General features: G+C 37.9%; 18 protein-coding genes, 1 pseudogene and 1 riboswitch. Of the genes and pseudogenes, 2 read left to right on the top strand and 17 right to left on the bottom strand.

Going from position 1 to position 18,393, the window contains the following annotated elements; genetic code table 11:
- Positions 1-125: 125 nt before the first annotated feature.
- From SPD53_RS11905 to SPD53_RS11895, 3 genes are all read right to left on the bottom strand, one after another.
- Positions 126-1,106 (bottom strand): zinc-binding dehydrogenase, encoded by a 981-nt coding sequence (locus SPD53_RS11905; protein ID WP_336252701.1) that lies wholly within the window; start codon positions 1,104-1,106, stop codon positions 126-128.
- Positions 1,107-1,344: 238 nt separating this feature from the next.
- On the bottom strand, positions 1,345-1,923 hold the full coding sequence (gene thiT, locus SPD53_RS11900) for an energy-coupled thiamine transporter ThiT (RefSeq protein ID WP_188857096.1): 579 nt from the start codon (positions 1,921-1,923) through the stop codon (positions 1,345-1,347).
- Positions 1,924-2,044: 121 nt separating this feature from the next.
- A riboswitch (TPP riboswitch) is annotated at positions 2,045-2,149 on the bottom strand.
- Positions 2,150-2,204: 55 nt separating this feature from the next.
- Complete coding sequence (locus SPD53_RS11895; protein WP_336252700.1) at positions 2,205-3,983, bottom strand: M3 family oligoendopeptidase; 1,779 nt, start codon at positions 3,981-3,983, stop codon at positions 2,205-2,207.
- A 256-nt stretch (positions 3,984-4,239) separates the two neighbouring features.
- On the opposite strand from SPD53_RS11895, the gene SPD53_RS11890 reads away from it, so the two are divergent.
- Complete coding sequence (locus SPD53_RS11890) at positions 4,240-4,776, top strand: YceI family protein (RefSeq protein WP_188857098.1); 537 nt, start codon at positions 4,240-4,242, stop codon at positions 4,774-4,776.
- Positions 4,777-4,822: 46 nt separating this feature from the next.
- On the opposite strand, the gene SPD53_RS11885 is transcribed toward SPD53_RS11890, so the two are convergent.
- The 13 genes from SPD53_RS11885 to SPD53_RS11825 form a co-directional block, all read right to left on the bottom strand.
- Complete coding sequence (locus SPD53_RS11885; RefSeq protein WP_336252699.1) at positions 4,823-5,662, bottom strand: VanW family protein; 840 nt, start codon at positions 5,660-5,662, stop codon at positions 4,823-4,825.
- A 279-nt stretch (positions 5,663-5,941) separates the two neighbouring features.
- Positions 5,942-7,150, bottom strand: coding sequence for an NAD(P)/FAD-dependent oxidoreductase (locus tag SPD53_RS11880; RefSeq protein WP_336252698.1), 1,209 nt, complete (start codon positions 7,148-7,150; stop codon positions 5,942-5,944).
- A 245-nt stretch (positions 7,151-7,395) separates the two neighbouring features.
- Entirely contained in the window at positions 7,396-8,097 is a 702-nt protein-coding gene (locus SPD53_RS11875; RefSeq protein WP_336252697.1) for a hypothetical protein, read from the bottom strand.
- 117 nt (positions 8,098-8,214) lie between these two features.
- Positions 8,215-10,398 carry a type IA DNA topoisomerase gene (locus SPD53_RS11870; protein WP_336252696.1) on the bottom strand — a complete coding sequence of 728 codons (2,184 nt, stop codon included), beginning with the start codon at positions 10,396-10,398 and terminating at the stop codon, positions 8,215-8,217.
- A gap of 42 nt (positions 10,399-10,440) precedes the next feature.
- Positions 10,441-10,671: a hypothetical protein gene (locus tag SPD53_RS11865; protein ID WP_336252695.1), complete on the bottom strand. Its 231-nt coding sequence runs from the start codon at positions 10,669-10,671 to the stop codon at positions 10,441-10,443.
- 585 nt (positions 10,672-11,256) lie between these two features.
- Complete coding sequence (locus SPD53_RS11860; RefSeq protein WP_336252694.1) at positions 11,257-11,700, bottom strand: GNAT family N-acetyltransferase; 444 nt, start codon at positions 11,698-11,700, stop codon at positions 11,257-11,259.
- 147 nt (positions 11,701-11,847) lie between these two features.
- Positions 11,848-12,012 (bottom strand): hypothetical protein, encoded by a 165-nt coding sequence (locus SPD53_RS11855; RefSeq protein WP_336252693.1) that lies wholly within the window; start codon positions 12,010-12,012, stop codon positions 11,848-11,850.
- A 182-nt stretch (positions 12,013-12,194) separates the two neighbouring features.
- Positions 12,195-12,380, bottom strand: coding sequence for a hypothetical protein (locus tag SPD53_RS11850; protein ID WP_336252692.1), 186 nt, complete (start codon positions 12,378-12,380; stop codon positions 12,195-12,197).
- 362 nt (positions 12,381-12,742) lie between these two features.
- Entirely contained in the window at positions 12,743-13,054 is a 312-nt protein-coding gene (locus SPD53_RS11845) for a hypothetical protein (RefSeq protein ID WP_336252691.1), read from the bottom strand.
- 337 nt (positions 13,055-13,391) lie between these two features.
- Positions 13,392-13,958 carry an AAA family ATPase gene (locus SPD53_RS11840; protein WP_336252690.1) on the bottom strand — a complete coding sequence of 189 codons (567 nt, stop codon included), beginning with the start codon at positions 13,956-13,958 and terminating at the stop codon, positions 13,392-13,394.
- 79 nt (positions 13,959-14,037) lie between these two features.
- Positions 14,038-14,472: a hypothetical protein gene (locus tag SPD53_RS11835; RefSeq protein ID WP_336252689.1), complete on the bottom strand. Its 435-nt coding sequence runs from the start codon at positions 14,470-14,472 to the stop codon at positions 14,038-14,040.
- Between the two features lie 290 nt (positions 14,473-14,762).
- Positions 14,763-15,092, bottom strand: a complete 330-nt coding sequence (locus tag SPD53_RS11830; protein WP_336252688.1) for a cupin domain-containing protein — start codon at positions 15,090-15,092, stop codon at positions 14,763-14,765.
- 714 nt (positions 15,093-15,806) lie between these two features.
- Complete coding sequence (locus SPD53_RS11825; protein ID WP_336252687.1) at positions 15,807-17,216, bottom strand: ISLre2 family transposase; 1,410 nt, start codon at positions 17,214-17,216, stop codon at positions 15,807-15,809.
- A gap of 323 nt (positions 17,217-17,539) precedes the next feature.
- On the opposite strand from SPD53_RS11825, the gene SPD53_RS11820 reads away from it, so the two are divergent.
- Positions 17,540-18,127, top strand: a complete 588-nt coding sequence (locus tag SPD53_RS11820) for an AAA family ATPase (RefSeq protein ID WP_336252686.1) — start codon at positions 17,540-17,542, stop codon at positions 18,125-18,127.
- 32 nt (positions 18,128-18,159) lie between these two features.
- Here the strand turns inward: SPD53_RS11820 and SPD53_RS11815 are convergent.
- Positions 18,160-18,353, bottom strand: a pseudogene (locus tag SPD53_RS11815) (helix-turn-helix transcriptional regulator).
- Positions 18,354-18,393 lie beyond the last annotated feature (40 nt).

Here is an 18,393-nt window from a genome sequence, read left to right as displayed (position 1 = left end):
GTGGATGGGAACACATTTCTAGCTGAAATTGACAGCGAAAAAGAGTACCTCTGCTTAATTACGTTACAGACCGTGGTTTTAAGTTCCGATAAAAAATAGGACCGGGAAATTTACCGGTCCTATTTTTACTCGATTAATAAAGCAATATTACCAAACTGGCTGTTCACTTCCAGATGATTGAACGCTTCTTGGGCATCATCCAGTTCAAAGGTTTTATCCATAATCGGTCTTATTTCATGCTTTTCCATATGGGCTAATACCTGTTGCAACTCTTCACGACTTCCCATCGTGGAGCCGAACAATTGATACTGACCATAGAAAAAGGCCCGTAAATTAAGGTCAATTTCATCCCCAGCTGTAGCTCCGTAAATAACAATTCTTCCGCCTTGCTTCAATACGTCCAACGAACGATTAAACGTCGCTGCACCTACACTGTCGATCACAAGATCAATCTGCTCGTTCTCCAATTCCTTTTCCCAATCACTTTCCGTTGAAATGGCAAGATCTGCTCCGATCTTCTGGGCCTGCTTCAACTTTTCATCACTTCTTGAAGAAACAATCACCCGTGCACCGATGCTTTTTGCAAATTGGATGATATACGTGTTCACCCCACTACTTGCTCCAGGAATAAATACGGTCTCCCCCGCTTTAATATTCCCTTTAGTCACTAACGCACGGTAACCTGTCAATGCAGCAAGAGCGAGCACACCGGCTTCTTCCCATGTTAAGTAATTTGGCTTCATTTCTACTTGTTCTTCATTGATAACAATTTTTTCGGCAAAAGTTCCGTGATCAGGCATGCCGAGGATGTCAAATCCTTTTGGTGGTGCGTCACTATTTTCGTGCCAGTTAAGTGATGGATTGATGATGACTTCATCCCCCACTTTAAAACGAGTGACATCTGCTCCAACTGATTCGACGATCCCCGCTCCATCCGAACCGAGGATTAAAGCTTCTTTATCGTTACCTCTCCGGTTCGGTATATAGAGATCTCTCCTATTCAGACCCGCTGTTTTTAGCTTTACGACAATTTCATTATTTCCTAGTTTCGGTTCTGGCATACTTTTTAGTTTTAATTCTCCATATTCTACAACAAATGCCTTCATTTCCACTTCCCCTTTCGTATATACTTTTATATCTATTCAGATAATTATCTTCTATTATCAGTGACTTTGGGCGAATTTTCAACCAGAACGAATTGATTCTTTTTTATAATGTTGTGCTGAAAATCTGCGCCGGGGGAACTACGTATTCACTCTGAAACAGTTAACCTAAAAAAATCTCTCCTTAATTTAGGAGAGATCATTATTTTTACAGTTGCAATGTGAGCGGATAGATTGCGGTTTAGCTTGATGCTAGGTTGAGCAATGCGCGCGGTTGTTTGTGGAATAGGAAAAATACAATCACTGCTGACAATACAAATGACGGGAACATGTACGATGAATTATAGATAATCGAATACACCCAAACTGATTGTCCCTCAATCGCTGCTGAACCGAAAAATACTGCCCCAGCAACGGTATGTGCAAGGAAACGCAACACAGAACCAAGCAGTACACCCGCCGTTATATACGTTAGGTACACTTTTGTCCGCCCGTCCCGTACCGCTTCTTGAACTTGTCTTGCGAACAGACCGGCAAAACCGATCACCGTAAAGGCAAGTGTATAATCAATGAACCCCTGAAGTGGCGTCAGAATATATGCGTTCCCCGTTGCAATCTGTAACATCCCCCAGAGGAAACCGGATACTAATCCACCTTTTAATCCCCAACGGAACGCTACTATAAACACCGGAATCATTGCAAAGGAGACCGAACCACCTTGCGCCCAGATTTTAAACGATATTGGCAAGATATCTAAAAGCAACGCCAAAGCAGTGAAGATTGATACTTCAATTAAAAATAGTAGTTTATTAGACTTCATTCGTTATAACTCCCCTTTTTATAAGCTTTTTATAAGCTATTTTGAACAACTTTTTTAAATACAAAAAAAGCAATGCCAAGGGAAGGTTCCTGATGGGGAATCCGCTCACATTGCTTTTTATCCATCAAAAAACCATCATCCCTACGCTAGTACTAACTAACAGGTTCAAAGGGTCTGAGCAATCCTCGTTGCCCACTCTCAGCTATTAGCTCCCCCTGTTGGCTTTTTCTATGCTTTTTTCGTTAACCCTATTATAGCTAATGTACACTTATAAAACAAATTTACAGTTTAAGAAACGCTTCGACGTCCTTGATGCAAAGCTCGATTGCAGCTTCCCAGAAGTCCGGTTTTGTAAGATCGACTTGTAAATGTTTCATCGCAAGCTCTTCTACCGACATCCGTCCCGTATCTTCCAGTAATGCAATATAGTCGTCTTCAAAGCTCTCTCCCAGCTCTTTTGCGCGGGCATAAATACCAAGACTGAACAAATAACCAAATGTATAAGGGAAATTATAGAATGGTGTCCCTGTTATATGGAAATGAAGTTTCGACGCCCAGAAATAAGGATCATATTCATCGAGTGCATCTTGATAAGCCTCTTTCTGTGCTTCCACCATCAATTCATTCAATCTTGCCGGTGAGACAAAACCTTTTTCTCTTTCTTTATAAAAATTTAATTCAAAGATAAACCGGGCATGAATATTCATAAAGAAAGCAACACTTCGATTAACTTTATCTTCAAGTAAAGCTTTCTTTTCTTCTGCTGTTTCTGCCTGTTCAACTGCTGCATCAGCGACAATCATTTCCGCAAAAGTTGAGGCCGTTTCCGCGACGTTCATTGCATAACGTTGATTAAGACCATGAACGTCATTCATCACATGCTGATGATAAGCATGACCAAGTTCATGGGCTAACGTGGCAACATTCGATGCTGTTCCGGAATACGTCATAAAAATTCTTGTTTCCTTACTATCAGGAAAACTTGTACAGAAACCGCCAGGACGTTTGCCAGGCCGATCTTCCGCTTCAATCCAACGTTTTTCAAAAGCTTGCTCAGCAAAATCCGCCATCTTTGGGCTAAAAGAACGGAATTGATCCATAATAAATTTGGCGCCTTCTGTATAGCTCAATTTTTTAACATGGTCGGTAATCGGTGCATCGACATCATAGAAGCTTAATTTATCTATATTCAATAGTTCTGCTTTTTTATTTATATAAGCGACAAAAGGTTGTTTATTATTAGCTATCGCTGTCCACATCGCATCTAACGTTTCTCGCTTCATCCGATTGATACTCAGCGGTTCTTTTAATACATTTTCCCATTTGCGGTGCTTATACATTTGTAGTCTAAAACCTGATAAATGATTCAATGTTTGTGCAAATAAGGATGCTTGTTTATTCCATGCATCGTTTAACTTATCAAATACTTTCTTTCTAGTTGCTCGGTCGCTTGAAGTTAATAGATTGGAGGCCTGACCAATTGAATAGGACTCTATCTTTTCTTCCCCTTCAATTTCCACTGTCATATTCCCTACGATTGTATTATACATTTGATTCCATGCATGATAACCATCGACAGCAAGATCATTAATCAGCACTTCCTGTTCCACAGCAAGTAAGTCCCGTGCTTTATTACGATATTCTGATAATACATACCCTATTTCTTGTAACGCTTCGTGCTGAATGGTTGCTTGCCATTCCTCGTCCGGGATTTCCGCAAGTTTCTGCATGAAAGTTGTCAGCACGCCATTAAACGAAGCTGAAAGTGTGCCATATTCAGCAACTAGTGTTTTAGCCCCTTCATCCGTTACATCTTGCGCACTTAAACAACTGACGAACGCTCCAGCCTCACGAAGTTTGAACATTGTCTTCTCCAATTCCTTTATAAACTGGCTAAGCATCGTGGAAAATGAATCTACCCCCACTTCCAATGTGGTGAATTGGCCTTCTAATTGTTTAATCTCCGTTCGAATCTGACCAAGATAATCTCTGAATTGCTGTGACGCACTTCCTCCTGGAAATAGTGAATCCAAATCCCAAGTTGGATTATATTCTTTCATTTCTCTTCCTCCTTCTTCTCCCCATATTATTGTATCGAAATATCTGAAGGATTGCATTATTAAGATCCATTTACACGGAAAACAAGTTTGAGATAGTCTATTTAGTGGTATTTGAATAATGGTTTCGTTTTGTTAATTTATCCTTAAATAAATATTTTTTAATTAAGATATATTGACATTACCGATTTATTAATTTATACTAGGTAACAGAAAGTAAGTATTGAGGAATACTTAATAATATTTGGAGGGATTTTAAATGACTAGAGAAAAATGGACGGTAGACTTGGCGCACAGTGAAGTAGGTTTTTCGGTTAAACACATGATGATTTCTCGAGCGAAAGGAACATTCGACAAATTTGATGCAGTGATCGAAGCAGATGTGGAAGACCTTACCGATTCGAAAATCGAAGTAACGATTGATGCTGCAAGTATAAACACACGTAACGAAGACCGTGATAACCATCTTCGTTCTGCAGACTTCTTTGACGTAGAGAATCATCCGACACTTACATTTGTTTCAACAGATGTAAAACGCAAAGGAAATAATGAATATGATGTAATTGGCGATTTAACAATTAACGGAAATACAAATCAAGTTACATTAGACGTTACATTTGAAGGTCAAAGTAAAGACCCGATGAGCGGTTCTACAGTTGCCGGCTTCAGCGGTGAAACGAAAATCAGCCGTAAAGAATTCGGACTTACTTGGAATGCTACACTTGAAACAGGCGGCGTACTCGTATCCGACGAAGTAAAAATCCACTTCGAACTAGAACTTCATAAAGCTGAGTAACTGATGCACATAAAAGCAGTATCCCCATGAATCCGGGATACTGCTTTTATTTTGATTGGAAATAGTCTACTGTTTCAGAAGAGAATACTTCAACTGTTAAGCTGCCATTTGCTGCATAGGCGGTAAGCACGATTGGTTCATTGTATAAATTTTTAAATGTAAAATCTGGTCCCCACCAACTTACGGTTGCATCTCTTCCCGGGGGTACGTAAGGAACGGAGCGGCTATGAGTGTACCTTTCAATCATTTGGATACCACGTAAATCAACTGCATTAAAAATTGTTGATGATAATTGACAAATACCCCCGCCGATATCTTCTGAGAACTCACCTTTTACAATAACCGGCGCTCGTTGATACCCTTTCTCTTCTGTTCGTTCACCAACAATATCATTAAATGAAAACACTTCACCAGGAAAAATAACCGTTCCATGTACAGCTTCTGCAGAAAGGTTAATATTTTTTGTCCGTTCTTTGTTTGCGGAATTATAGTAAGTCGTGTAAGAGCCAAGACGTTTTTGAGTTATTTCCCGCAGCATTTCCTGACTCACCCTTGGTTGAACTGCTTTAGTCGGGATTTCAACCACCTGATCCTCTCCAGTATAAAATGCCTTTAAAAAAGAGGTTGTAAAAGCAATTCGATCCAACGCTTTTCCAGGCTGCCCCTCGATAATTTCAAAGCCGTTGCCAAGTGTTGCGTTAGTAGGGGGCTCTTTAACTTGTTCTGCCAATTGATCCATTAATTCATCCAGCCTTTCCCAATTTACAAATCCATGTGCCCAATCAGATAGGGAATAAGATTGGAGTTCGTCTCTCTGAAGCATAATTTCATCATCTTCTGCAGAAACAACCGCTATAGACAAGAGAAACCATAACAGAGTGAGCACAAAATATAAAGTATTACGGCGCAACTTTATCACCTCTGTTATAATATGGCTCAACTGAAGATATAACATACGAATGAATAAAAAAGCCACCCAGTTTATAAACCGGGTGGCTTTTAGATTGGTTTTATTAGCGGAAATCCCTTGAATCTTCTAGGATATCACTTACTGCTCGGTAGCCTACAATTGCAGCTACAGCGAGCAACAAAATGCTGCAAAATCTTTTCATCGTTCATCTACTCCTCTTTACCTTTTATAGTGGATTAATAGTAGAATTCCAAATTAGAAAGGACGATATTTTCCTTTTTTCAGCAATGCTTTCGGTCCGCCGACTACCAAAAGTGTACGGTCGTCAACTACCTTCTTCATCGCAGCTGCTGGCTTCCCTTGCAATTTCACGCCATTAAAGATGTTTCCAATACCATCGGAAATTCCTAGTGATGCTACTGTACCTTTGTCATCGAAAACAAAGTCTGTTAATGGTAGGCCATATAATGCGTTCTTGATGTTCTCTGCTACATGAGCACCTTCTTGTGTTGCTAATTGACCAGTTGGTGGATATGGTTTTCCTGTTTCTTTATCCATAGTCCATGAGCAGTCACCAATAATAAATACATTTTCAGATCCTGGTAAGCGCAGATCAGCGTCAACGTTAACTTTTCCACGGAATACTTCAAATCCAGATTTTTCAAGTACTGGGCTTCCCATTACTCCTCCAGTCCAGACACTTGTACCAGCTTTAATTAATTCATTATCTTCACCAACAATGAATCCTTCTTCTGTACATTCCGAAATAGCTGCACCGATTCTAAATTCAACACCACGGTCTTCTAACGATTTCTTCGCATATGCTACAAGATCCTCTTCAAATACCGGCAATATAGATGGTGCCGCTTCTACGTTAATGATCCGTGCTTTGTTACGCGGGATATCATATTTCTTACAGAGTTCAGGAATCTTCTCGGCTAATTCACCAACAAATTCGATACCTGTAAATCCACCGCCACCAACAAGCACAGTTAGATCACTATCATCTGTTGATTCACCACTGCTGTATTGTGCGAATTTATATTCGATATGTTCGCGGATGACGCGCGCACTGTCGATATCTTGAATGAAGAATGCATTTTCCTCCATTCCTTTAATACCGAATGTATTTGTTACAAAACCTAATGCGAAAACGAGGTAATCGTATTCTACTTCACTGTTTTCGAGTACGACACGCTGGTCTTCCGTTTTAACTTCCACTACGGTGTCATAGATCAGACGAACACGCTTTGGATTAACCACGTCAGAAATCATATAGCGAGCCTGGTTATGGTTAATTGTACCTGCTGCAACTTCATGGAGCCAAGTTGCCTCATAGTGATAGTTATGCCTGTTAATGAGTACAATTTCTGCTTCTTCAGGTGACAGTTTTTGGGCTAATTTTCTCGTTGCAGTAAGCCCTGCATAACCTGCCCCCAAGACAACAATTTTGGGTTTGTTCATTATAAACACCATCCCTTTTTGTATTTTTTCTGTGTTTAGTAAAAGCGTTTTTCTTCTCATTTCATAGCATGATTATGTACAAAAGAACGCTTGTACCAGTTAGCTTATAACCTACTTTACAATGATAGCAAACTTTGCTTAATTAAGCTATTAATGAAATCGTTTTTATTAAATTTAGAAAGCTTATTCTTTTAGCTGCAGTTGAAAAGGGATTTGCTCAAACAAATCCCTTCTTCCATATCTTATTAATGCAATCTTCCACCGTCTGGATCATCATCAATCGGCTCTTCCGGTTCTGGTTCCGGATCAGGATCTGGTTCGGGATTTGGCTTCGGATCCGGTTTCGGATCTGGCTTTGGTTCTGGATCAGGTTCCGGCTTTGATGGTTTTGGATCCGGATCCGGTTTCGGAGTCGGGTCCGGTTTCGGAGTCGACGGTGCCGGCCGCTTATGCGTATCTGGGTTATGATCATTACGATTATTATAATTGCTTGAGTTATCTGGGGTATTATTATTTCCAGTATTTGAATTATTGTTATTTGGAACGGTCCAGTTCCAGTTCGTCGGTTCTTCCGTTTCCGGTAATTCATTTTCCACCGATTCTTCTTCCGGAACTTCCGGTTCTTCCAGCGGCTCTTCCTCTACCTCTTCAATTGTGTCACTTGAAGCAAGGATGAACTTTGCCTTATCCTTTAAAACTAAAGAACTAAGCGTTTCCTTTTTCACCGTATCTACTGGTGTCTCAAATGGTTCATCATCTTCTTTTTCTACGATTTCAATGTCTTCCTGTTCCTCGGTTTCTTCCGTTTCTTCTTTTTCAAACTCTTCATTATCTATTTTCCCGAGTTCGCCACGGTTCGCATTCGCTTGGTAAATCCCTAAGCCAACAACGCCAACAAAAACAAGAAACGTAATAATATTAATAATTAACAGCTTCCTAGGTTTCACGATTTATCCCTCCTTGCTACATCTTTCCAATTGCCCCTATTGTAAGCTTTTAGTAGGAGGTTTTTCAATGGTTTTTGATAAATTATTCCTTTACCTCTCATTTACCTAAGAAATTCGTCATTTTTCATGTGTTTGTTTCTTATTAAAATCCATTTCCCAGCTATAATACGCCGTTCCTTCTTTCTTCTGATAAGAAAGGTAAGCATTGAATTTCTTCCCTTTTTTACTAGTCAATCCTTTGACGTAAGCTCGGTTATTTTTCAAAATCTGCTTCACCATTGTTTTTGTCGGTTTCTTCCGCATCGTGGCGAGGAACTTATCATTTTTCCAGATGGCGAATTTACAGCCGCTTTTCCAATTTTTACAGCTGAAGGCCATGTAAGTATCAACGACGTCCCCGCCACAAGCTGGACATTTACCTAATACTTCGTTCGTCGCCTTCTTTTTAGCTGCTTTATGGATGATCGTTTCCTCGTCCTGCTTAATAGTTTCAACTGCTTCTGTTGTGAACTGAAAAATTAGACTGAGGAAGTCTTTTCGCGTTTCTTCCCCTTTTTGAATATCCGCGAGACGTTTTTCGAGTCGGCCGGTAAATTCTAGATCAAATAAACTTTTCACCGGGAAAGTCTCTACAAGCTTTCTTCCTAGTTCTGTACAAGTTAGGTTTTTTCCCTTTGCCGAAATATACCCGACATCCTTCAATTTCTTAATCGTCTCAGCACGTGTTGCAGGTGTGCCAATACTAAAACCCGTTAATATGCTACCGAGCAACTCTTCATCTGTTTCACTATCTTCTTTTATATTCTTACCACACGTTTCCATGACCCGCAGCAGCGTTCTTTCGGTATGCTGTTTCGGAGGTTTCGTTACATGATCAGTTAATTTTGTTTCCTTAATGTCTACTTGATCGTCAACTTGAATAATAGGTAAAAGGACATCCTTCGACTGGATTTTCTCTACTTTTTTCCAGCCTTCAATTAGTTGGACTCTTCCCTTCGTTATAAACACACCGTCGATTGGGGCATCGAGTATTTTTGTCGTCAGGTTAGTTTCCTCGTATTCAGCAATCGGCATAAATTGCATGATGAAACGGTTTTTAATTGCCTGATAAACAATTGATTCGTCAGAGTTAAGCCGTTTCGGTTTTAAATAAGTCGGTATGATTGCGCTATGGCTTTCTACTTTCGCATTGTTGAATACCCGTCTTGTCTTCATAAATTTAATCTCATCTTTATAAGGTAAATCTTCGCTATGTGTCTTTAACACATGTGCCGTTTTCCCGACTAAACTCTCATCAAGCGCTACACTGGAAGTTCTAGGATAAGTGATTAACTTTTTCTCATATAGGGACTGGGCAACTTTGAGGACTTTGTCTGAGGTCCAGCCTTTGTATTTATTCGTAATAAACCCTTGAAGATTCGAAAGGTTGAAAAGAAATGGCGGGAATTCCTTTTTCTTTGTCACTTTTTTATCCATGACTTGTCCTTGTTTGCCAGCAATTTTTTCTTCAATTTCAAGAAGCGTTTCTTTCTTCTTAAATTTATCTTCTTTACCTTCTGTATATGTCCCTTCATAAACCTCTTTCTCGTTTGTTTCAAAAACAGCAGCAAGCTTATAATAATCTTCTGGTTTGAAATTCTCAATTTCCTTATCCCGGTCATAAATGATTTTCAATGTCGGCAAGAGCACGCGTCCGATGTTTAACGCTTGTCCACTCCCCTCTTGGTATTTCAGCGTCGTGACGGAGGTAAGATTAATCCCGATTACCCAATCCGCCCACTGCCTGCTGATTCCCGCGTCCCGGAGAGCTTTCATCTCATCATTCTGCTTTAGTTTCTCTAATCCGCTTCGCACTTCATTTGGCGTCCATTCATTCAAGAGGAGCCGGTACACCGGTTTATTCGGCCGTTTGCCACCACGATAAATGATGCTGTCACCGATTAGTTGACCTTCTCTATCATAGTCACAAGCGGAAATAATAGATTCCACTTCCGTTTTTTTAATAAGTGATTCAATAATTTTTAATTGTTTTACAGCTCCTGGGTCAGCCGCTTTCCTGTTCCGCGGATTGCTTTTCACTTTATATTTGAACGTCTGCGGAATGAACGGGAAATAATTCATATGCCAGCGCTGCATCTTCGGTTCATAATCTTTCGCATCATATAACTCTACTAAATGACCAAAAGCCCATGTAATAAAATAACCATTTCCTTCATAATAACCATCTTTCTTCGTCTTGATCTGCAAGGCATCTGCAATGTTTTTTGCTACGGATGGTTTTTCAGCAAGAATTAATTTCATATCATTTTAACCTCCAAGTAAAACACACGTTGCTTCTTTTGATTATAAACGATAATATCGTTTTTGGGAGACATTTCCCGATAAACTAGTAAATAGGTTACCAGAATGATCCCACGGCGGATCATAGTCGTGGGAGATATAGTACTTTCTACTTGTCCTTAAATCGTAGGAGGGAAGGGATGGAATAGATTTCATGATTTTGGTTTCAGTTTGCTTAACAATTTCTTTTAAGTCACTTTCAATTCTTTTGATAATCAAGAATGATTCCTTCATTAAAATAACCTCCATATCAATATTGAATTATAAGTAACTCACTTCTTCGACTATTCTCTTTAATAGGTCAAACAAAAATTAATTTTAACCGTTTGCTAGACGGGTTCAACTAGCGTATATCAAGTTGCTTTGTTGCTTGACCATTATCATCCGCATAAGAGGACCAATGCATGCCCCATCTTTAAGTCAATCCCCTTTCACGTATGTTTAACTTTTCACTCTAAAAGAGTTTATGTTTTCTACTTTTCATTTTATCTTTTCAACACTTCCAAACCGAACGTTTATTCTTTTTTAGTTTGGACGATTTCGTTATAAAAGTCAATCATATTTAGGTGTTATGTTAAAACAATATTTGTTCAAAGATAGTCTAAAAACTCACGTTATACTTTAAAACTCAAAGAACCTATTTTGAAAAGAATTATTCAAAACAGGTTCTATCCGCTAAATATTTTATTAAAATTTTGATTACTTTCTACTTCTGGTCTTTCACAATCATGTCCGACAGCAGTATAGTCCATTGTTGGCAAACGCACACTTTTAAAGAACTAAAAATCACTGATATTTAAACCCTTAATTTTTTATTATTTATGGGGTTTCCCAATATATAAATTCATTTTTAGAACAGGTTCGACACATCCCTATTTTCTCAAGAACCCTTATTGACGCTATATTCCCTTCAGTACACTCCGCAACTATTTTTTCAACTTGATTGGAAGCAAAAGCCCAATCTTTGATACCATTTACGGCCTCTGTTGCAAAACCATTATTTTGATAGTCAGAGCTAATTCCATAACCTATTTCAACAACTTTTTGATTGTTTGGTTTTCCTTTGAAACCTACATCCCCTATAACCTGGTTGCTGTCGCTATGAATGATAAACCAAACACCCCAACCTTTGGATTCAATATCATTTTTTAATTCCTCGAGATGCATTTCAATGTGTGAACCCATTTCATACCTGTCAGAATAAGCATTATAGCTTTCCACGGTACACGGAATGATTAACAAACGATCAGTTTTGATTTTCAAATTACGTTCCCCCAAAAAATATGTGATTGTTTACAGTTTAAACCTTTCAATCCATCTTTTTGATTCAACAACCAGTTACTGAGCAATCTGGCTCGATTCCGCGGAACAGCATTATTCCTCGAACACGCCCGTTAATCAAACAAGATTCTATGTCATTTTATATTTTGGATTGCTCATAATTTCATTTACCACATAAGTAATAGGAATATTTTTACTTGTATCAAAAATATGCTTTTCATCTAATCCTGACTCTGTAAACTCATCAACTAAAATTAAACATCGTTCACCCATTCTATGCTCCGGCTTTCGCATATTATCTCTACTAACTAATGTTTCAATATCAGTCCATAAAACTACATAATTAACTTCTACATTTAATTTTTCAAGATTATCACTAATCCATTTTGCTTCTTGAGGAAAAGTTACATAATCGACAATTACATCATTACCATACCTAAGAAAATTTTCTGTAAGACTTAAAATATTGGCTCAAATTAAAGAAAGTTCTTCTTGACTCTCCTAGGGTTTTTCCTACCGTTAACGTGCATGTGACTGATATAGTCGCCAGAGATATAGGAACTATTCTTTAATGTTTTAACGAGTTCCTTTGAGGTTGCTGTCTTACCTACTCCAGCTGGTCCCGATACTATATAGACCTTATTTACTTCTTTTTCATTCATTTAAAGAAACTCCTTCAGAAAATAATCATCTTCCCGTAACCTGATAACCTGTTCAATAAGCTCTATGCGACAATCTGGCCCGTTTTGTTTCATTACCATAATCCGATCATTAACTTAATTGTACCAAATTTTTTAACCGGTTATCGGACTTTGTTTAAAATAATGAAACTTAATTCAATGTAGCAAAATAGGATTTCTTTAAACAAGGATCAACATGGCCGGTGTTATTCATGTGAATACCCATTTCACATTCAACTTTCTCCTTATACACTATTCGTTCACCAAATTTCAAAGTGCATTATGTAACACTCTATTCCCAGGGTATATTTATTCTACTCCTGCGACCTTTTAATGAATTGATATTACCCCCACCACATAGCTAAAACAAACAAAGACCACCACGAAATAAAGAAACCAACTACACCATTTGTGATCAGTAACATAATAAATACTTTTGGTTTTATTTTTTGTACTGCCAATAAGATAATTTCTATTATGAATGTAAGTAAAAATAAACTAACACTCGTTACAGTTACAATAATTAAAGTCTTAAATGGAGACTCATAAAATAAATGGTCTTCGAAATAATAAGCTATGTCTTGACCATATATGCCTAAAAACGCTGCAATTAAAGTCATACTAAAAAGAATAACGGATAAAACTTTTCGCTTCATAAAATAATCCTCCATTTCATTCACGACCTTACTCTTTTCCTCATGTTTGGACGCTGAGCCTTGTTCCAGAACAACGCCCGGTTGCGAACTAATCACGTTTCCGCCCTGTTTAGTAACGATTACATTTAGTGATCATCATTCCACAGGTTGGCGAGCAATTGATTTCAAGAGAATAGGTTAGAACTTGAATATCAAAAGGAAACTAATATCCCGATACTAAACACAATATTAAAGAAAGAAGAGATTTTTTTCTCTTAACTATTAATTTAATAATTAATTATTCCACTAAAGCAACCGTTAGCACAATAAAAAACTTTAATTTAAAACCGAAAGATAATCATTTACATTTAGATATACTAACAATTTCTTCGATGACAGAATTAACCTCTTTGTTATCTTTAATTACAAATAAATAGTCTGCTTCCCCTTCTTCCGGGTCTACTACATCCTCATGTAAAGATTCAGCTTGTTGCCGAATAAGCACTTGCTCAAAATTAGAATAGGCACCTCTAAATATATTGGTATTACGTGTACTGTTGATAACCCGTTCTTTTAGAATTTCATCTGGAATATCAAAATGAACTAAGATACGGATAAACTTATCTTTATCATAGAATTCTTCAAGCAAATACTTTCTACCTTTTCTAGTTCGATTTGCACTACTAGCAATGATATGAAGATCCGTGTTTTCTATTGCATAATTAGCAATTAATTTCGAGATAGAATGTTTAAGAGTATTAGATCCAGTTTTCGGTTGTAACTTTTGGTAATACGTATTAATAAATTCAGCATGATTATCCTGGTCTAAAACAAAAGAATTTTCTAGTTCTTTTTCTAAATCTCTTGCAAATGTACTTTTCCCACTATGGGTTTTGCCTACTGTAATAACAACTAACCTTTTCAATATTATCCCCCTTTAAATCCCATCTAATGTTTTAAATTAAACGCACCCGTTAACGCAAAAATGTTTCAGCACTATTAGATTAATATAAATCAATTCGTTCTTGAACATTTTCATTTTCATCTGAATCCCACCATTCAATTACCATATAAACACTACTTACATCATTGAGCGTAATTGAATTCTCACCTTCCCCTTCGATAGTTCCTGTTGTTTGTTCTGAAATATCCGTTCGTCCAGATACTGACCCAGCATGAATTGTACTATCTACACCATTAATAACAGCATGTGTATTAAAACTAAAAGAGTCCGTAAAATATTCAGTCTCTTCCTTCATTATCAGTGTTCCATTTCCTGCCTTTCTTCCCTCTGAACTCAGCAGTATTTCATAACCACTCAATTCCCAATTATCACTCTGCCCAGTCAGCGATAAATAATAATCCGTTCTCGATTGCTGATTACTACAAGCTGATAATAAAAACAACAAATATATCAAACTAAATAAAACTTTCTTCACTATATGTACCTTCTCACATTTGCTTCTTATTTCATTAACCTGCCCCGTTAGCACAATAACTTCTTCCTTAATACTAGCATAATATTCCAATAATAAAACTCAATTCTTAGCACCGTAAATAAAACCGCCCCTGTTAAGATCGCCTTGTCCATTATTACGTTTATCCAGCCCTTTTTCAATCTTCACTTTAACAGAGCTCGTTAACAATATCTTCTAACGTCACATCATTAGGTAAGTCTTTTATTATCTTTATCACTTCTTCTTTTGCACTCATTCAACTACCTCCTAACTTATAAACCAAATTCATTTAATAATCCGATAGCAGTTAATCCTACTTTGGTTTTCGTTTCGTGCCATTCATCTTTGTCCCAAAAAACAGCATCCCCAGCTTCAACATTAAAATAGTTATCTTTTTCATTACGAACATAGCCCTCGCCGTTCAAAATTAAAAGAAGTTGAGGTACGACTGCTTGGTGATAGCCAACGCTACCATTTTCATCTAAATACATACATCCAATGTTAGTTGGCTTGTCTGTTTGAATAATACGAGACATAATAAAATCTGAATTGAATTTTAAAATCTTTTTACCACTGTATTTACTAAATTTATAAAACTCCATTATGCCCTCCTACTATAGATAAGCTTATATTCCAAGGTTTCTTCACTAAAAAAAAGAATGCCACTAATTCATGGCATCCAATGTAATAACATAACTTAATTACAAAACTTCGCTAAGCGCCCCATTCGCTGCAGATATATGAGTTTATTGAAGCCCTCCTCCATCCCATCAATTTTATGATATAATATTTACAATAGACTGGCTTCGCGTGGGGGGGTTAGGTAGCACTGTCGATCTTTTTGAAAGCGTTTAAAGTCTTCAAGAAGGGAGGTGACGCCTATGGACATTGTTAGTGCTCTAACGCTCATGATATCTTTCGGGATGTTAGTAGCATTCATTGTTTCTGATAATAACCATAAAAAATAATCCCTCATGTGGTTTGACAGGCCTTTGAGGGATTATTTTCCTGAACAACGCCTAGCCCCTCTTGTCGGGGTTCGGTCTATTCGACCATTCCATGTAACAACATGGGCGGTCGTTATTAATTTATGTCTTTCTATATTTAATTATACCACGAATACGATGATTGTACACACCCATGACTCATATACGTTTGTGTCAAGCTTTTCTCGGTACCGTCTTCACCCCAGTATTTCCGGCACTCTATAGTTGTACGCTTTTTCCGGCTACCGCGCGAATGTCTTCGCTTGGTTCCCCGGCATTTTAAGTTAGGTTCTAAAGACCAAGAACCTAACTTAAAATGCCGGGAGATGATTATCTAAAGCTTTTGGCTAGCTTCCCAATCGCGGATGAATGAGGTGCATATACGCCGATTGAGCCTTGCTTAGCGCCTATCGATGGGCGTGTAGGTTGATGCAGATAAGAAGACATTCGGACAATCTTTTTGAATTCTCGCTGCTTTCTTGCGCTTCGTTTAAGGTTCTCAAGGTAAACTTCCCGTAAGGTGCCATTTAGTATACCTTGTTTCACTTTTACCATCGCCTCTGCACCTTCTGGACTCCAATGCATGCCTCGTTTCTTCATACGATAAGTAACACGCCGCTGATGGGATTCCATCGCTCCTAAACCTCTAGCGTCTACTGGGGGGTTATCTACACGCTTCCTCCAGTCCAAAATACGATCCCAATTGTTCAAAATATAAGTCCGAAAGTCTCTCACCTTTTCGACTTTTTTGGGGTCATCAAGCGTGCTTTCGTAGGTGTCCAGCCATAAGTTAAAATGCTCCAAATCGTGATCCTCTAACGCTTTTCGTAATTCTGTTTTATAGTCACTCTTGCCGGCACCAAGCGCTCGATTAAGCCCTTGAAATACATGATAAGCGTCTAATTGGTTTAGGACAGGGTATGCCGATTGGGAAAAGGCTTCTTGAAACTTCTCAGCTGTGTAGCCGGCTCCACCATCGCTATTTGTCACGATCTGCGTTTTCTCCAAGGAATAGTGGTTGGCAGTAAGTGCTTGAAGTTCTTTCCAAAACTCCGAAGTTGGCTTAGTCGTCATGATCACTTTCTGATTGCGCAGAGATACTCTTTCTCCACTCTTGTCCCAACCCTCATAAACGATCGCATGGCTTACCTCGTGACTCTTTTTCTTTTCCGTTCCCCGAATAAATACTCCATCAGCTTCTGCATAGAGAAAATCAACTTCCTTACCTTCTGGCAATTCAGCGGATTCCTCTAAATCGATGACCATATCTTCATCCGCCTTTGCTTGTGCTTCTCCAACTTCCCTCACAATTGTTCCAACCGTTGAATGACTAATATCTACAGCTGTCCACTCTTTCAGTACATGAGCCACATCCCGGTACGTGCCTTCAGCGGCCATTTCGGCAACCTTAACTTCTACAAAAGGACTTCTACGCTTGTACTTTTTAAATCCAGCCCATTCATCAAATGGATAGTGGGCATGACCTTCTGGATCATGCATAAGCGTATGTGTAAATCTCACTCCACCAAAAGTGAATTGAATTTCCCTTTCGTCATTTCTTTCAACGGACCATCCTTCTGCTTGTTTTTTCTTCACAATGACAGTATTCATATTGGTGAATACGTCCCCCAATAAGGACGTAAACACCTCATACATCAAGGTGCGAACATTTTCCTCGAATTCAATTAAATTATCTGTTTGATGTATTAATCTGTATAATTCTGATATAATAGTATCCATGAAGAGGCCTCTTTCTATGATGTATTTGCTTTGGTATGCATACATTTATGATAGAGTGCCTCTTCTTTTTTGACTAGGATTTTGCAGAAATCCCACCGAGAACTATTTTACACATACCTCATATACAGGAATCATACCCATATCTAGAACAGTTCTTATTTTGGCTAAGTATCCGATCCTTAATAAAAATAAAATGATTCTGTTCAACGAGATTTCCTTCTCAGTAGATTCCAAGGAAATAAAATCCTTTGTACTGAAGGTGGTCTAATGATATATTGAGGTGATACAGTAATTTGAAAAAGCAATAAAAAGGGGTTACATACATGATTATTTGGCTAAATGGTGCATTTGGTTCGGGAAAAACAACTTCTGCATTTGAATTAAAACGTCGACTGCCCAACTCTTTTGTTTATGACCCAGAAAACATAGGATATTTTATTCGAAAAAATACACCAAAGGAATTACACAAATCTGATTTTCAGGACCATGAACAATGGCGGTCTTTCAATTACAGCATGTTGAAATACATTTCCAATACATATGATGGCGTAATCATTGTACCAATGACAGTAACTAATCCCCAGTATTACAAAGAGATCATTCAAAAACTTACAGATGATGGTATACCTTTAAAGCATTATATTCTATATGCAAATAAGGAAACGTTATTAAAACGGTTGAATAAACGGTTAGAACGAGGAGAGACTTGGACGAAATCACAAATCGACCGATGTATCCATGCATTCCATACAGATATTACAGAAGAAAAAATAATAACGGATAATATAAGTGTTGATTTCGTTGTTGAAGAAATAGCAAAAAGAAGTAATATAACCCTTATACCAGACGATAGAACTTCATTAAGAAAATGGCTGGATAGAACAATGACATTAATAAAACATATACGCTAAAATCTGGATCAATTGTCGTATAGCCTAATCACTTAATAAAAATAGAACAAGTCCTCAAACTTCTTATCTAATGCAATACATAGCAACAAAGCTAATTTGGCAGTTGGGCTAAACTGTCCTGTCTCGATTGAACTAATCGTTTGCCTTGAGACCCCAACTGTTTTTGCCAATTCGCCTTGTGTCATATTTTTTCTGCTCGTGCCACCTTTAATCGATTTTGCAGTATAAACGTTAGAACATTTGATTCTGTTGTTTTATTTAAACAA

This window comes from Oceanobacillus sp. MO10714A (assembly GCF_037072045.1).
Classification (GTDB): domain Bacteria; phylum Bacillota; class Bacilli; order Bacillales; family Amphibacillaceae; genus Oceanobacillus; species Oceanobacillus indicireducens.
The sequence above is the reverse complement of the archived record's forward strand: the minus strand, read 5'-3'. Positions and strand labels throughout refer to the sequence as shown.

Bases quoted from the DNA above. Each gene is read 5' to 3' on its own strand.
- SPD53_RS11905 (WP_336252701.1), bottom strand. From the start codon at position 1,106: ATGAAGGCATTTGTTGTAGAATATGGAGAATTAAAACTAAAAAGTATG.
- thiT (WP_188857096.1), bottom strand. From the start codon at position 1,923: ATGAAGTCTAATAAACTACTATTTTTAATTGAAGTATCAATCTTCACT.
- SPD53_RS11895 (WP_336252700.1), bottom strand. From the start codon at position 3,983: ATGAAAGAATATAATCCAACTTGGGATTTGGATTCACTATTTCCAGGA.
- SPD53_RS11890 (WP_188857098.1), top strand. From the start codon at position 4,240: ATGACTAGAGAAAAATGGACGGTAGACTTGGCGCACAGTGAAGTAGGT.
- SPD53_RS11880 (WP_336252698.1), bottom strand. From the start codon at position 7,150: ATGAACAAACCCAAAATTGTTGTCTTGGGGGCAGGTTATGCAGGGCTT.
- SPD53_RS11870 (WP_336252696.1), bottom strand. From the start codon at position 10,398: ATGAAATTAATTCTTGCTGAAAAACCATCCGTAGCAAAAAACATTGCA.
- SPD53_RS11865 (WP_336252695.1), bottom strand. From the start codon at position 10,671: ATGAAGGAATCATTCTTGATTATCAAAAGAATTGAAAGTGACTTAAAA.
- SPD53_RS11855 (WP_336252693.1), bottom strand. From the start codon at position 12,012: ATGCGAAAGCCGGAGCATAGAATGGGTGAACGATGTTTAATTTTAGTT.
- SPD53_RS11850 (WP_336252692.1), bottom strand. From the start codon at position 12,380: ATGAATGAAAAAGAAGTAAATAAGGTCTATATAGTATCGGGACCAGCT.
- SPD53_RS11845 (WP_336252691.1), bottom strand. From the start codon at position 13,054: ATGAAGCGAAAAGTTTTATCCGTTATTCTTTTTAGTATGACTTTAATT.
- SPD53_RS11830 (WP_336252688.1), bottom strand. From the start codon at position 15,092: ATGGAGTTTTATAAATTTAGTAAATACAGTGGTAAAAAGATTTTAAAA.
- SPD53_RS11825 (WP_336252687.1), bottom strand. From the start codon at position 17,216: ATGGATACTATTATATCAGAATTATACAGATTAATACATCAAACAGAT.
- SPD53_RS11820 (WP_336252686.1), top strand. From the start codon at position 17,540: ATGATTATTTGGCTAAATGGTGCATTTGGTTCGGGAAAAACAACTTCT.